Raw genomic sequence first — 12,945 nt, 5'->3', positions numbered from 1 at the left:
GGAGCTTTCACGTGAAAGCTCCGTTCAGGAGCCGGGGAGCAGGCCGACGGCGCCGCGGGCGACCTGCGCCCAGGCCAGCCGGCCGAAGAGGTAGTGGCACGCCACCTGCTCGCTGGTGAACCGCGCCCAGTCGTAGCGGTTGCCCTGCTCCCGCCAGAAGACCTCCCACGCCTCGTCCTCGCCCTGCATCAGGCACCAGGCGTTGTCGACCTCGGCGCCGAGCGAGACGACCTCCGGCGGCACGCCCAGCACGCCGAGCCAGCGCTGGATCGACTGCGTGTTCATCAGTCCTCATCCCCCTTGGCCTCGGCGAGGTAGCCGAGGGTCACCAGTTCGTCGGCCGCCAGCAGCGCACGGTACCGGCTGCCGCCGCCGACCTGGCCGAACCAGTTCGCCGTCTCCGCCCGCCACATCGGCACCGCGCGCACCACGACGTACCGGCGGTACTCGGCGTCGAGCATCCCGGGCGGCAGCGAGCGTTCCGCGAAGGGCGTCCCGTCGGCGAAGAACACGCGGCCGTGCGCCGGGCCGAAGCGGTCGAGCACGGTGTTCATCGGGACCATCACCGGCTCGCCGTGGTCGACGCAGCCTTCGGGGTAGTAGTCGCCCGGCGGCCACGCGTATTCGGGCCCGAGTTCGCTGTGCCCGACGACGAACCGGCGGATCCACACCGCCTGCGTCGCGTGGGCGTACGGCACGTACCCGTTGGTCAGGTGCCGAGGCACCGGCCGCGACGGCGCCGTCGGCGAGCGCCGGAACCCGGCGGTGACGTTGGTGAGCGCCTGGTCGTCGAAGATCAGCCGGGCGTCCGGGTGGTCGTTCGGGCCGAAGCCGTCCGGGTCGTCGGGCAGCGGCAGCTGCAGCGCCGGCCTGTCCATGGCGACCGGCAGGTGCCCGATCGGGAACATGTGCACGAGGAACAGCGCGACAACGCTTTCCCGTTCCGTGCGCGGCGACCCGAGCGGCGGCACCGGCGCCGGCGAACCGGGGCTGAGCGGCGGCCCGGCGACCGGCGGGGGCGCCGCGACCGGCGCAGGAGCCGACACCGGAGCCGGCGGGGCCGGCGGCAGCGGGAACGGCGGCAGCAGCGGCGACACCGCGTGCGGCCACGCCGCGGGGTTGCCCGAGGGCGGGGTCGGCGCCTCCTCGAAGGCACCGGAATCCGTCAGCCCGTACTCGGGCAGCCGGATCGGCCCCGTGTCGAGGTCGGCCTCGACCGGTTCGGAGCCCGCCTCGGAAGGCTCGGTCACACCCATCCTCCGGCTCGGTCGGTGCCCGCGGGCACACATCGTTCGACGCGGCCGCGGTGCTGCCGGTCCCCCTTGATACCGCACCCCCCGGGCGCGGGTGCGGGCGAGGTCAGCTGAGCGCGGCGACCACTCGGGACGGGCTCGGTCGGCCGAGCTGTCCCGCCATCCAGGTGCTGACCGCCACCAGCGCGTCCAGGTCGGCTCCGTGAGCGATACCCAGACCGTCGAGCATCCACACCAGGTCTTCGGTGGCCAGGTTCCCCGTCGCCGACTCGGCGTACGGGCAGCCCCCGAGCCCGCCCGCCGAAGAGTCCACAGTCGACACTCCACATCGGAGCGCCGCGAGCGTGTTGGCGAGAGCCTGACCGTAGGTGTCGTGGAAGTGCACGGCCAAAGTACCGACATCGCCGAACAGCCCGATCAGGTTCTCCACCTGGCCCGCGGTCGCGACGCCGATGGTGTCGCCCAGCGAAAGCTGCGAGCACCCCATGTCGAGCAGGCGGCGGCCGGCGTCGGCGACCTGCTTGGCCGGCACGGCGCCCTCCCACGGGTCGCCGAAGCACATCGAGAGGTAGCCGCGCACGTCGACGCCCGCCTCCCGCGCCCGCGTCACGACCGGCTCGAACATCCCGAACTGCTCGTCCAGCGAGGAGTTGAGGTTCTTCTGCGCGAACGTCTCCGTCGCGCTGGCGAAGATCGCGATGTGCTCGACACCGGCGTCGAGAGCCCGGTTGAGGCCCTTCTCGTTCGGCACGAGCACCGGGTAGCGGACGCCCGCGCGGCGATCCAGCCCGGCGAGCAGCTGCTCGGCGTCGGCCAGCTGCGGCACCCACTTCGGGTGCACGAAGCTCGTCGCCTCCAGCGTCGTCAGGCCCGCGCCCGCGAGCCGGTCGAGGAACTCCAGCTTGACCTCGACCGGCACGATCGTCTTCTCGTTCTGCAGGCCGTCCCGCGGGCCGACCTCCCAGATCGTGACGCGCTCGGGCAGTTCGCTCGCCGAGGGGACCCGCTCCGGCAGGCCCAGTTCACGCGTGCCCATCAGCGGCGTCGATCGCCGCGCGGCGGGTGCCCGCCCTGGGGCGGCAGCGGCTCGGTCCGCTGGGGCTGCTGCTGGGTGCCCGGCCGGTAGTCGTCGTACGGGTTGTCGTTGACCTCGCGGTAGATGACCGTGTGCACCTTCTCGACGTGCGGGATGTCCTCGAACCGCAGCGGCTCGTCCGACGCCGACTCGATGATCAGGGTGCCGCAGCCGAAGACCCGGTCGAGCAGGCCGTGCTCGAACTGGACGCTGTTGATGCGGCCCATCGGGATGTCGATGCCGGTGCGCTTCAGCACGCCTTCGCGGGCGATGAGGCGGTCGGTGGTCACGATGAAGTGGGTGGTCCGCCAGCGGACGAGCGGCGCCAGGAACAGCCACACGATCAGCACGAGGGCGACGACCGCGATGGCGATCAGCCCGACCGTGTTCCACGGCGAGCCGGCGTCCTTCGCCAGGATCGCGAGCCAGATCCCCGCGCCCAGGGTGACCAGGAACGCGAGCGTCGGGAAGATCAGCATCTTGAAGTGGGGGTGACTGTGCACCACGACGTGCTCTTGCTCGCTGAGCAAATCGTCCGGATAAGCCACGGCGGACACTCCCAAGGTCGGTGCGGCGGTGTCGCCTCACCGTACCGGCGAGACGCCCGGCCGGTGAGTGCAACGCCCCGAAGAATCAGGCCGGGCGGACGTGCACCACGTCACCCGCGAACACGGTGTGCCGCTGGCCGCCCACCATGTCGACCTGGAGCTGGCCGGCGGCGTCGATGTCGGCGGCGCGCCCGGTGAGCGACGTGCCGTCCGGCAGCTGCACCTCGACGTCCTGGCCGAGGGTCGAGCAGTGGGCGCGGTAGTCGCCGAGCAGGCCCGCCTCGGTGAGGTCGCCACCGGCGAGCCGCCAGCGCTTCTCGAGCTCGTCGAACTCGGTGAGCAGCGCGATCGCGACGTCGGTGCGGTCGGTGTTCGTGGCACCGAGCTCGGCGAGCGACGTCGCGGGCAGGCCGCCCGGGCCCGGCTGGACGTCGCCGAGCGGCAGGACGTTGAGGCCGATGCCGAGCACGATCGACGGCGGGTTCCCGGCGACGGCCTCGGCGAGGATCCCGGCGCACTTGGCGCCCCCGCAGAGGACGTCGTTGGGCCATTTGAGCGCGGCGTCGACCCCGACGGAGGCCGCGGCCGCCCGGACGGCGAGCCCGGCGACGACGGAGAGTGAGCCCAGCGCCGTGAACGGGACGTCCGGCCGCAGCGCGACGCTCAGGTACAGCCCCGCGCCCTTCGGGGAGCTCCACTGACGCGCCCGGCGGCCGACGCCCGCGGTCTGCTCCTCGGCCAGCAGAACGGTCCGGTCCGCGGCGCCGTCTTCGAGGCCTTTCCGCAGGTCGGCGTTGGTGGAGCCGGTGCGCTCGACGACGTCGATCTTCGCGTACCGATCCTGGAGTGCCGCACTCAGCCGGGCAGCGTCGATCTCAGTCATGTGTCCACCATATGAGAGTCCCCCTAACGTGCAAGCTACTCAGTCGTTCACCAAGAGGTGCGCTCTTCTAAGTTGGATCCCGTGACGACCAAGCCGACCTCCTGGGCTCGTGGCGCGGCCCTGCGCGGCCTCGTCGCGCTGCCGCTCGTGGCGGGTCTGGTCACCGCGGGCTTCCTCTTGGCCGACCGCGCGCCCGAACCCCCGCCCGCCCCGCTCCCGGTGGCGCGCGACGCGGCGTCGGGCCCGTCGGTCCTCGAGGTCAGCGCACCGGTGAAGGCGCAGGAGCCGGGTCAGGGCGCGTCCGGCCAGGGTGGCAAGAGCCCGTTGCAGCAGTGGGCCGAGCAGCTGGCGGGGCCGTTGGACATCCCCGCCGACGCGCTGATCGGCTACGCGAACGGCGAGCTGACGCTGCGGAGCGAAGACCCGTCGTGCCACCTCTCGTGGGTCACGCTGGCGGGCGTCGGCTCGGCGGCGTCGAACCACGGCCGCGCCGGCGGGAACGCACTGGGGCTGACGGCGGCACAGGCCAAGAAGTACGGCGGTGAGGCCCCGATCGCGGCCGGCCGTGCGCTGTGCGCGGGCGGCACGGACCTCGGCGCGGGCCAGGGCTGGTGGAAGGCGATCGCGGCGTACCACCCGGGCAACGACACGGAGCTGTTCCGCCAGCGCGTCCTGGGCATGGCCCAGCTGTACGCGACGCTCTCCCTGGACCCGGCGTCGGCTTCGTCACCGCGCGTCCAGGCGACGCGGTTCGCCCTGGGCCAGCTCGGCCTCCCGTACGTGTGGGGCGGCAACGGCCCGGACGCGGGGGCGGCGGGCTTCGACTGCTCGGGCCTGACGAAGGCGTCGTACGACAGCGCGGGGGTGTCGTTGCCGCGGACGGCGGACAGCCAGTTCCGCGCGCTGCCGCCGGTCCCGGCCACGCAGGAGCCCCGCCTGGGCGACCTGGTGTTCTACGGCAGCCCGGCGACGCGCATCCACCACGTGGGGCTGTACCTGGGCAACGGCCTGATGATCAACGCGCCGACCGAGGGCCAGGCGATCCAGATCCACACGTACCACTCGAAGGGCGACGACTACGCGGGCGCGGGCCGCCCGGCCTGAATCACCGGAGCCGATCAGCAGCGAGGAAATCCGTTGGCCAGTGACGAGGCTCGCCCAGGACTGGCGCCGGGTTCCCGCGGTATCGCGGGAACCCTGTTCGCCGCGCTCCACGGTGAGCTGACGCCGCGCCCGGACCGGTTGCCGGACACCGATCGCGACCCCTGCATCCAGTTCCACGACCGAGCGCGGGCCATGGGCTGGCTCGACAGCCTGTGGGGCATGAACGACGCCGGGCGGGAGCATCCGCTCGCCGGCCCTTCGCTGGTCTCGTGGTTCCAGGTGGGGGTGGATCCGGTGTCCGGCGACCGGCCGTTGCCGGTGCAGCCGTTCCTCCGCTGCGCCGGCGACGTCACGGCCCGGCTCGGTGCGCTGGAGCTCCGGACGGCGCAGGTGCTGGTGCCGGCGCAGAGCCTGGACGTCTCGGCACGCCCTCAGCACGCGCGCATGCCGTCGTTGTCCACCGCTGCCTGGTTCGACGACGTGGCGTCCCCGACCCCGGTGCACGTCACCGTGGACAGCGGCCAGCACCCGGCCGTACCCACTGCGGCACACCGGATCCGCCACTGGCTGGGCGAGCTGCCCCAGAACGTTTTCCGCTGCGGGGAGCTGTCCGAGCGGGCTCCCCTGGCACCACCGCTGCCCGACGCGCTCTGGGACGGCCCGCCGCGTCACCGCGTGACGTTCGAAGGCAGGTTGAGCGAGTGGTCGCTGGATGCTGTCGGCTGGCTCGGCGGTTTCCTCGCCGACCTGGCCGCTCGGGAGGGCGCGGGGGTGCCGCTGCTGCTCACCGTGAGCCGATCGACGGGTTCACCGGCGAGCTGAGGCCGGACTCGTAGGCGAACACGACCAGCTGCGCCCGATCCCGCGCCCGCAGCTTCGCCATCGCCCGGTTGACGTGCGTCTTCGCCGTCAACGGGCTGATCACCATCCGCGCCGCGATCTCGTCGTTGGACAGGCCCCGCGCGACCAGCACCACGGCCTCCCGCTCCCGGTTGGTCAGCTCCGCCAGCCGCGCTCCGGGCACCGGCGGCTGCGTCACGTACCGGTCGATCAGCTTGCGGGTGATCGACGGCGCGAGCAGCGCGTCGCCGCGGGCCGCGACGCGCACGGCGTGCAGGAAGTCCTCCGGGCGGATGTCCTTCACCAGGAACCCCGCCGCACCGGCGCGCAGGGCTTCGAAGACGTACTCGTCGAAGCCGTAGTTGGTCAGGATGACGACGTGCACCGCGGCCAGCGCCGGGTCCGCGGCGATGCGGCGAGTCGCCTCGAGGCCGTCGACGCCCGGCATCCGGACGTCGAGGAGCACGACGTCCGGCAAGTGCTCCAACGCGAGCGTCACGGCTTCGCCGCCGTCGGCCGCTTCGGCCACCACCTCGACGTCGGCCTCGGCGTCGAGCAGCGCGCGGAACCCGCTGCGGATGAGGGGCTGGTCGTCGGCCAGCAGGACGCGGATCACGCCTGGCCGTCCACGGGCAGCTCGGCTTGGACGCTGAAGCCACCTTCGCGACGCGGCCCGGCTTCGAGCCGGCCGCCCAACGCCATGACGCGTTCGCGCATCCCGGTCAGGCCGACGCCGGGAGCGCTGTCCACAGTGGACCTACCGTCGTCGTCGACGCGGACGACCAGCGTGCCGGGCCGGTGGTCGATCCGGACCGACGCGGTGGCCGCGACGGCGTGCCGGGCGACGTTGGTCAGCGACTCCTGGACGATCCGGTAGGCGGTCCGGCCGACCGCCACCGGCACGTCGTCGCACCGGCCCTCGATCGTCAACCGCGCGTCGAGACCGCCGGAGCGGGCCCGGTCCACCAGCTCCGGGACGTCGTCGAGCCCGTGCGGCGGGTTCTTGCCGTCGTCGCGGAGCGCCTCCAGCGTCGCCCGCAGTTCGCGCGCGGCGTCACGGCCCGCGTCGCGGATCGCGAGCAGGGCCTCCGGCACGTCTTCGCCGCGCTTGGCGGCGAGGTGGACCGCCACTTCGGCCTGCAGCTTGATGACGGAGATCTGGTGGGTGAGCGAGTCGTGCAGCTCCCGCGCGATGTGCAGCCGCTCCTCGCCGGCCCGCCGTCGTGCGGTCTGCTCGCGGGTCCGTTCGGCTTCGTCGGCGCGACGCTCGGCCTGGCGCAACGCCTCTCCCGCGGCGCCGGCGGCGATCAGCCACGCGATCTGGAGGACGTCACGGGACTGCGTGAACGCTTCGCCGGTGGAGTGCAGGCCCGTGGCAAGGATCGCGAGTGGAACCGCGCCGAGCATGAGCACCGACGCCACCACGGCGGCGACGCGGTGACCAGCCCGGACGGCGGCGTACACCGCGAACAGGTAGGCGACGACGGGCACTTCGAACCCGGCGGCCTGGTAGCCCAGCGCGCACGCCGCGGTCACCACGAGTACGACGACCGGCGCCCGGCGGCGCGCCACCAGCGCCAGCCCGCCGGCCACGAGGAGCGCGTATCCCAGCACGTCGAGGTCCGTGGGCGCGTGGCGCGCCGATAGCCCGGCGACCAGCAACGCCGCCGCCACCCCGACGGCGACCACCCCGTCCACGACCCGCATCCCCGCACCCTAACCGGATGTTCCGGACGGCGAATCCGGCTTGGAGAGCATTCGCGGACTACCGCGGACGCGGTACACCGGCGGTTTCTGCGGCGGCCGCGGCAGCGGGAAGTGCCCACGTCCGCACGACGACGGGCGGCGGGTCCGGCGGACATGCTTCCCGGACACCGGAGATGGGAGTACGCCATGAACGTTGCCGCTGCTTACGCCTTGACGCCGGGGCGCGTGTGGTCAGTGATCGCCGCCGTGGTGGGACTGGCCGGCGTCGTCGCCGGCGTGCTGGCCCTGACCCGCGGCCGGGGAGCCGTCGTCGCACTGGGTTCGGGGATCGCCGGCGCGGCGGGCGGCGCGGTCGTCGTGGCCGCGGCGAAGGGCGGTCCCGGCACGGGGTACGGGATCGTCGGAGGCTGGGCGGCGCTGGTGATCGGGGTGGTCGCCGCCGTGCTGGGCGGGCTGGCGCTGGCTCGCTCGCGCGGTTTTGTCGGTGGTGGCCGCTAGCGTCGAGGCATGTTCGAAGTCGACTTCGTCGAGTTCCCGTCCACGTCGGCCACCGCGTCCGGCGAGTTCTTCACGCGCGCCTTCGGCTGGCAGGTGACGCCGTACGGCCCGGGCTACGCGGACGTCCGGGCCGCCGGCCTCACGTTCGGCTTCCAAGCGAACGCGGCCGAGCAAGCCCGCGCGCCGCTGGTCACGGTCCGCACGGACGACCTGGCGGCGGCCCGCACCGCGGTCGAGGCGGCCGGCGGGGAGGTGACGAAGGAACCGTTCTCCTTCCCGGGAGGGCGGCGCTTCCACTTCCGCGAGCCGGGCGGCAGCGAGCTGGCGGTGTGGTGCCCGGAGTAGCGCGACGACCGCTTTCCGCCGGTGACCCGCCCACCGGCCCGCCACGATGACCGTCATGAGCGTCTCCGTTCTCGAAGGCATGTACGCCGCCGAAGCCGAGTACTTCGCCACCGGTGATTTCGAGCCGTTGCGGTCGTACTTCGCCGCGGACTTCGTGTTGCGCCAGGCCGAAGGGCTGCCGTTCGGCGGTGTCTGGCGCGGTCACGACGGTCTGCGGCGGTTCTTCGCGGAGATGAGCCGCACGTGGGCCGTCTTCGAGCTGGGCGAGCAGGCGTTCCTCAGCACCACGTCCCCGCTCGTGGTGCTGACGAACGTGCGCGCCCGGGCGCGGGCGACCGGGCGCGAGCTGGAATTCCCGATCCTGCAGGCGATCACGGTGGCGGACGGCCGCATCACCGAAGTCCGCCCGTTCTACTGGGACACGGCGGCGATCGCGGCCGCCTGCTCGACGTAACCGGCGGCCCCACCGCCGTAGTAGGTCGCGGGATCCCCGGCGTCCAGCGGCAGCCCGAGCGCGAACCGCGTCACCAGATCGGGGTTGGCGACGAAGTGCCGGGCGTACGACACCGCGTCCGCGATCCCGGCGTCGACCACGGCATCCCCGGACTCGCGGTCGAACCCGTTGTTCACGATCAGCGACCCGCGGAACAGCCGCCGATACCGGGCGAAGCCGGCGAAGTCCGGTCCGGCGTCGGGCCCGCGGAGATGGAGGTAAGCGACATCGAGTGAAGCCACCAGCTCGTCGTACTCGGCGCGCAGGGATTCGTCCACAGTGAACAGTCCGCCGGACCACCACGGCGAAAGCCGTACCCCGACGGCGATCCCGGCCGCGCGCACCGCGTCGACGACGTCCAGCAGCAGCTTGCCCCGGTACCGCCCGTACGCGTCGGTGCGCCGGTTCAGCCGCGGGTGCAGGAACTGCGCGAGCAGGTACACGCCGTTGGCGGCCAGCTCGACGCCGTCGAAGCCGGCGCGCCGCGCGTTCTCCGCCGCGTGGCCGTAATCCGCGACGACGTCACGGATCTCGGCGGCGCCCAGCTCGCGCGGGGTCACGGTCGGCCGCCGGCCCGAAGCGGTGTGCACCGTCTCCCCCGGGTTCACCGCCGACGGTCCGGCCGGCCGGTCGCCGAGGAAGTGCGGGTGGGACACCGCGCCGGTGTGCCACAGCTGCGCCACGATCCGGCCGCCGAGCGCGTGCACGACGTCGGTGACCGGCCGCCACCCGGCCACCTGGGCGTCGGTGTGCAACCCGGGAACGCCGTGGAATCCCACGGCCTTCTCGCTCACCCACGTGCCCTCGGTGACGATCAGCCCGGCGCCGGCACGCTGCGCGTAGTAGGCGGCCTGCAGCCCGCCGGGCACGCCGTCCGGGACGCGCGCGCGGGTCGTCGGGGCGAGCACCACGCGGTTCGGCAGGCGCCACGCGCCCAGGTCGACGGGGGTCAGCAAGCTCATCGGTCACCTCTGGTCGCCGGGATACGTCGGGAGTGCGACGGTGGGTGCGGGCGAAAGGTGACCGATGGACGAGCTGGCCGGGGCGTTCGAGGCCGAACGCGGCAGGCTTCGCGGGTTGGCGTTCCGGATGCTCGGTTCACTGACCGAGGCGGACGACGCCGTCCAGGAGGCCTGGCTGCGGCTGAACCGCGTGGACTCGGTCGACAACCTGGCGGCCTGGCTGACGACGGTCGTCTCCCGCGTCTGCCTCGACGTCCTGCGCTCGCGGAAGGCCCGTCGCGAGGATCCCTTCGAGGTCCTGCCGGAACCGGCGGCCGACGCGGACCCGGCGGGCGAGGTCGAGCTGGCCGACTCGGTGGGCCGCGCACTGCTCGTCGTGCTGGACGCGCTGGGCCCGGCCGAGCGGATCGCGTTCGTGCTGCACGACCTGTTCGCGGTGCCGTTCGAGCGGATCGCGCCGGTGCTGGACCGCACGCCCGTCGCGGCGAAGAAGCTAGCGAGCCGGGCAAGGCAGCGGGTCCGGGGCACGTCCCCGCTGCCGCCGGCCGACCTGGCGCGGCACCGCCGGGTGGTCGACGCGTTCCTGGCCGCGGCCCGCGGTGGTGACCTCGGTGAGCTCCTGGACGTGCTCGCCCCCGACGTCGTCCGCCGCGCCGACGCGGCCGCGTTGCCCGTCGGCGCGGCTCTCGAAGTGCGCGGGGCGCGTGCGGTGGCCCGGGAGACCCAGGTGTTCGGGAAACGGGCCCACTTCGCCGAAGCGGCCCTGGTGGACGGCGCGGTCGGCGTCGTCGTGGCCCCGCGCGGCCGGCTGCTGCTCGCGCTCGCCGTGGCGGTCGAAGGCGAGCGGGTGGCGGCGTACGAAGTGATCGCCGATCCCGCCCGCCTGGCCGCGCTGCACGTCACGCTCCTCGGGTGACCCGGTAGGACAGGTGCGTCACGCCGGTGCCCTCGACGACCTCGGGACCGGTCAGGGTGATGGTCTTGTCCAAGTTGCCGAAGAAGCGGACGCCGTCGCCGAGGAGCACCGGGATCAGGTCGACCTGGATGCCGTCGAGCAGCCCGAGGTCGAGGCACTGCTGCGCGATCGTCGTGCTGGCGACCGCGACGTTCTTGTCGCCGGCGACCTTCTTGGCCTGCTCGACGGCGCTTTCGAGGCCGTCGGTGACGAAGGTGAACGGCGCGTCGGGGTGCGGCCAGTCCGCGGGCTCCTCGTGGGTGACGACGAAGACCGGGACGCCCATCGGGTGCGCGCCGCCCCAGCCTTGGGTGAGGTTGAAGAGGCGGCGGCCGGTGATCAGCGCGCCGACGTTGTCCATGGCGTCGCGCAGCATCTTCGCGCTGGCTTCGGAGGTCTTGAAGGTCGCCCACTCGACGGCGGTGGGGACCTCGACGTCGCCGTTGCCGAACCACCCGAACAGGTGGTCGATGCCGTCCTGCGGGTCGGCGACGAAGCCGTCGATTGACATGGACATGTTGGCGATGACGTCGGCCATTTCGAGCTCCTTTGTGCTGGTCGGAGGCGGTTTGCCTCGATGGGGGAAGTCTTGCGCGATCGCCCGGCCGGAAGATCTGCCACCTGGCCGACATCCGGTGGCGGGGTGGCCGATGCCTTGACAGCCGGCGCGGTTCCCGGGAGCATGAACGAGTGTTCATGAACGCATGTTCACAATGGAGGAGATGGGGATGACCGGGATCGTCAACACCGCCCAGGCCGAGGCGTGGAACGGGTACGAGGGCGAACATTGGGCGTCGCACGCCGATCGGTACGACGCCGTGAACAGCGGGTTCAACGGCTATCTGCTCGACCTGGCCGGTGCCGGCGACCGGGTGCTGGACATCGGCTGTGGCAATGGCCAGCTGACCCGGCTGGTGGCGGCGCGGGCCCGGTCCGCGACCGGCGTCGACCTGTCCGGGCCGATGCTGGCGACCGCGCGGGCGCGGGCGGCGGAGGTGCCGAACGTGGTGTTCGAGCAGGGTGACGTCCAGGTGCACCCGTTCGCCGAAGGCGGGTTCGACCTGGCGGTGAGCCGGTTCGGGGTGATGTTCTTCGCCGACCCGGTGGCGGCGTTCGCCAACGTCCGGCGGGCCCTGAGCCCCGGCGGCCGGCTGGCCTTCCTGTGCATGACGGCGCTGGCGGGCACCGACCTCGGCCGGGTGTTCGGCGCCCTGGCCGAGTACCTGCCCCAGCCCACCGGCCCCGACGGCAGCGGGCCGACGTCGTTCGCGGACCCGGACCACACGACGGCGGTCCTGACCGAAGCCGGCTTCTCGGACGTGGTGTGCACCCGCGTCGAGGCCGGCCAGGTCTGGGGGCACGACGTCCCGGACGCGGCGCGGTTCATCAGCGACTGGGGCCCGGTCCGCCACCACCTGGGCCTGGTCGACGCCGAGACCGCGGCCAAGGCGACCGAGGCCCTGACGGCGGCGCTGGCGCCGTACGCGGGCCCGGACGCGGTCCGCCTGCGCGGTACGGCGTGGCTGGTCACGGGAAGGAGGTCGTGAAGCCCTTACGATGGCGGTGATGTCACCGAGGAAAGCCGCGGCGCAGCGGGACGGCCAGTCGCTGCACGACCTGCTGGTCGAGACCGCCCAGAAGATGATCGCCACGCACGGGACGACCGGGATGACCGTGCGCGAGATCGCGCGCATGGCGGGCGTCGCCGACGGCGTGCTCTACAACCACTTCTCCGACAAGGAGGAGCTGGTGGCCCGGGCCTTGCTGGAGCACGTGCGCACGACGGAAGCGGAACTGGGCGACCTGCCGGTGGCGGGCGAAGGCACCGTCGAGGGGAACCTCCGCCGCCACCTGGAGTTCGGGCTGGCGCTGCACAAGGTGATCGTCCCGGCGTTCAGCGGCCTGCTCGGCCAGCCGAGGGTGCTGGAGCGCTTCGCGGAGATCAGCGAGCGATCGGGGTACTGGCGCGACCGCCTGGTGGCATACCTGAAGGAGGAGCGAACCCTCGGCAGGCTGCGACCGGAGTCCGAAGTGGACGCGGCGGCGGCCATGCTGGTCGGCTACTGCCACGCCTCGGTGCTGGCGGCGGTCTTCCCGCACACGGGTCCCCTCGAACCACCGACTCCGGAGTCGGTGGTGCGGGCGATGCTCGAGGGCGTCGCGCCGTAGCCCGCAACCCGGCCGCTCCAGCGCCCACCGGCCCACCGCCGCCCACGCCCGTGGATCCGGTGACGCAAGCAGCTCGCCGGCACCGCAACCGATCCCGGCCAAGTCCTTGCCCG

17 protein-coding genes are annotated in these 12,945 nt (G+C 72.9%); 8 read left to right on the top strand and 9 right to left on the bottom strand.

Translation table 11 applies throughout. The features are described 5' to 3' along the window. Window positions 1-24: 24 nt before the first annotated feature. The 5 genes from BLV96_RS36280 to BLV96_RS36260 form a co-directional block, all read right to left on the bottom strand. Window positions 25-285 (bottom strand): hypothetical protein, encoded by a 261-nt coding sequence (locus BLV96_RS36280; protein ID WP_003105220.1) that lies wholly within the window; start codon window positions 283-285, stop codon window positions 25-27. Beyond that, window positions 285-1,256, bottom strand: a complete 972-nt coding sequence (locus BLV96_RS36275) for a TNT domain-containing protein (RefSeq protein WP_244180740.1) — start codon at window positions 1,254-1,256, stop codon at window positions 285-287. The genes BLV96_RS36280 and BLV96_RS36275 overlap by 1 nt, the downstream gene beginning before the upstream one ends. A 103-nt stretch (window positions 1,257-1,359) precedes the next feature. Next, on the bottom strand, window positions 1,360-2,289 hold the full coding sequence (locus tag BLV96_RS36270; protein ID WP_086677057.1) for a hydroxymethylglutaryl-CoA lyase: 930 nt from the start codon (window positions 2,287-2,289) through the stop codon (window positions 1,360-1,362). After that, a complete protein-coding gene (locus BLV96_RS36265) occupies window positions 2,289-2,876 on the bottom strand; it encodes a PH domain-containing protein (RefSeq protein ID WP_086677083.1) in 588 nt (195 codons plus the stop codon). Before BLV96_RS36265 ends, BLV96_RS36270 begins: the two co-directional genes overlap by 1 nt. Window positions 2,877-2,961: 85 nt before the next feature. Next, window positions 2,962-3,759 (bottom strand): biotin--[acetyl-CoA-carboxylase] ligase, encoded by a 798-nt coding sequence (locus BLV96_RS36260; protein ID WP_086677058.1) that lies wholly within the window; start codon window positions 3,757-3,759, stop codon window positions 2,962-2,964. Between the two features lie 81 nt (window positions 3,760-3,840). Between BLV96_RS36260 and BLV96_RS36255 the strand changes: the two genes are divergently transcribed. Next, window positions 3,841-4,863, top strand: coding sequence for a C40 family peptidase (locus BLV96_RS36255; protein ID WP_086677059.1), 1,023 nt, complete (start codon window positions 3,841-3,843; stop codon window positions 4,861-4,863). A gap of 33 nt (window positions 4,864-4,896) precedes the next feature. Then, window positions 4,897-5,685: a hypothetical protein gene (locus tag BLV96_RS36250; protein WP_244180738.1), complete on the top strand. Its 789-nt coding sequence runs from the start codon at window positions 4,897-4,899 to the stop codon at window positions 5,683-5,685. On the opposite strand, the gene BLV96_RS36245 is transcribed toward BLV96_RS36250, so the two are convergent. Both BLV96_RS36245 and BLV96_RS36240 read right to left on the bottom strand, forming a co-directional pair. Then, window positions 5,648-6,319, bottom strand: coding sequence for a response regulator (locus BLV96_RS36245; protein ID WP_086677061.1), 672 nt, complete (start codon window positions 6,317-6,319; stop codon window positions 5,648-5,650). The genes BLV96_RS36250 and BLV96_RS36245 overlap by 38 nt on opposite strands. Continuing rightward, the gene (locus BLV96_RS36240) at window positions 6,316-7,410 is read right to left on the bottom strand and encodes a sensor histidine kinase (protein WP_086677062.1); all 1,095 of its coding nucleotides are present in this window, start codon (window positions 7,408-7,410) and stop codon (window positions 6,316-6,318) included. Before BLV96_RS36240 ends, BLV96_RS36245 begins: the two co-directional genes overlap by 4 nt. A gap of 186 nt (window positions 7,411-7,596) precedes the next feature. On the opposite strand from BLV96_RS36240, the gene BLV96_RS36235 reads away from it, so the two are divergent. Genes BLV96_RS36235 through BLV96_RS36225 form a run of 3 tightly spaced genes read left to right on the top strand, consistent with a single transcriptional unit; the run spans window position 7,597 to window position 8,707 of the window. Then, window positions 7,597-7,908 (top strand): DUF6223 family protein, encoded by a 312-nt coding sequence (locus BLV96_RS36235; RefSeq protein WP_086677063.1) that lies wholly within the window; start codon window positions 7,597-7,599, stop codon window positions 7,906-7,908. A gap of 9 nt (window positions 7,909-7,917) precedes the next feature. Further along, a complete protein-coding gene (locus BLV96_RS36230; protein WP_086677064.1) occupies window positions 7,918-8,253 on the top strand; it encodes a VOC family protein in 336 nt (111 codons plus the stop codon). Between the two features lie 55 nt (window positions 8,254-8,308). Next, a complete protein-coding gene (locus BLV96_RS36225) occupies window positions 8,309-8,707 on the top strand; it encodes a nuclear transport factor 2 family protein (RefSeq protein WP_244180736.1) in 399 nt (132 codons plus the stop codon). Here BLV96_RS36225 and BLV96_RS36220 read toward each other — a convergent pair. Then, entirely contained in the window at window positions 8,665-9,708 is a 1,044-nt protein-coding gene (locus tag BLV96_RS36220; RefSeq protein WP_086677065.1) for an alkene reductase, read from the bottom strand. The two genes, BLV96_RS36225 and BLV96_RS36220, sit on opposite strands and share 43 nt — an antisense overlap. Window positions 9,709-9,772: 64 nt before the next feature. Between BLV96_RS36220 and BLV96_RS36215 the strand changes: the two genes are divergently transcribed. Then, the gene (locus BLV96_RS36215) at window positions 9,773-10,624 is read left to right on the top strand and encodes a sigma-70 family RNA polymerase sigma factor (protein ID WP_086677066.1); all 852 of its coding nucleotides are present in this window, start codon (window positions 9,773-9,775) and stop codon (window positions 10,622-10,624) included. On the opposite strand, the gene BLV96_RS36210 is transcribed toward BLV96_RS36215, so the two are convergent. Further along, window positions 10,608-11,201 carry a dihydrofolate reductase family protein gene (locus BLV96_RS36210; protein WP_086677067.1) on the bottom strand — a complete coding sequence of 198 codons (594 nt, stop codon included), beginning with the start codon at window positions 11,199-11,201 and terminating at the stop codon, window positions 10,608-10,610. The two genes, BLV96_RS36215 and BLV96_RS36210, sit on opposite strands and share 17 nt — an antisense overlap. A 190-nt stretch (window positions 11,202-11,391) precedes the next feature. Between BLV96_RS36210 and BLV96_RS36205 the strand changes: the two genes are divergently transcribed. Next, complete coding sequence (locus tag BLV96_RS36205; protein WP_086677068.1) at window positions 11,392-12,210, top strand: class I SAM-dependent methyltransferase; 819 nt, start codon at window positions 11,392-11,394, stop codon at window positions 12,208-12,210. Between the two features lie 10 nt (window positions 12,211-12,220). Next, the gene (locus tag BLV96_RS36200) at window positions 12,221-12,832 is read left to right on the top strand and encodes a TetR/AcrR family transcriptional regulator (protein ID WP_086677069.1); all 612 of its coding nucleotides are present in this window, start codon (window positions 12,221-12,223) and stop codon (window positions 12,830-12,832) included. The last annotated feature ends 113 nt before the right edge of the window (window positions 12,833-12,945 follow it).

This window comes from Amycolatopsis pretoriensis (assembly GCF_900107925.1).
Classification (GTDB): domain Bacteria; phylum Actinomycetota; class Actinomycetes; order Mycobacteriales; family Pseudonocardiaceae; genus Amycolatopsis; species Amycolatopsis pretoriensis.
The sequence above is the reverse complement of the archived record's forward strand: the minus strand, read 5'-3'. Positions and strand labels throughout refer to the sequence as shown.

Coding starts and splice junctions, on each gene's coding strand:
- BLV96_RS36235 (WP_086677063.1), top strand. CDS start 7,597: ATGAACGTTGCCGCTGCTTACGCCTTGACGCCGGGGCGCGTGTGGTCA.
- BLV96_RS36215 (WP_086677066.1), top strand. CDS start 9,773: ATGGACGAGCTGGCCGGGGCGTTCGAGGCCGAACGCGGCAGGCTTCGC.
- BLV96_RS36240 (WP_086677062.1), bottom strand. CDS start 7,410: ATGCGGGTCGTGGACGGGGTGGTCGCCGTCGGGGTGGCGGCGGCGTTG.
- BLV96_RS36260 (WP_086677058.1), bottom strand. CDS start 3,759: ATGACTGAGATCGACGCTGCCCGGCTGAGTGCGGCACTCCAGGATCGG.
- BLV96_RS36210 (WP_086677067.1), bottom strand. CDS start 11,201: ATGGCCGACGTCATCGCCAACATGTCCATGTCAATCGACGGCTTCGTC.
- BLV96_RS36225 (WP_244180736.1), top strand. CDS start 8,309: ATGAGCGTCTCCGTTCTCGAAGGCATGTACGCCGCCGAAGCCGAGTAC.
- BLV96_RS36205 (WP_086677068.1), top strand. CDS start 11,392: ATGACCGGGATCGTCAACACCGCCCAGGCCGAGGCGTGGAACGGGTAC.
- BLV96_RS36230 (WP_086677064.1), top strand. CDS start 7,918: ATGTTCGAAGTCGACTTCGTCGAGTTCCCGTCCACGTCGGCCACCGCG.
- BLV96_RS36220 (WP_086677065.1), bottom strand. CDS start 9,708: ATGAGCTTGCTGACCCCCGTCGACCTGGGCGCGTGGCGCCTGCCGAAC.
- BLV96_RS36200 (WP_086677069.1), top strand. CDS start 12,221: ATGGCGGTGATGTCACCGAGGAAAGCCGCGGCGCAGCGGGACGGCCAG.
- BLV96_RS36275 (WP_244180740.1), bottom strand. CDS start 1,256: ATGGGTGTGACCGAGCCTTCCGAGGCGGGCTCCGAACCGGTCGAGGCC.
- BLV96_RS36270 (WP_086677057.1), bottom strand. CDS start 2,289: ATGGGCACGCGTGAACTGGGCCTGCCGGAGCGGGTCCCCTCGGCGAGC.
- BLV96_RS36280 (WP_003105220.1), bottom strand. CDS start 285: ATGAACACGCAGTCGATCCAGCGCTGGCTCGGCGTGCTGGGCGTGCCG.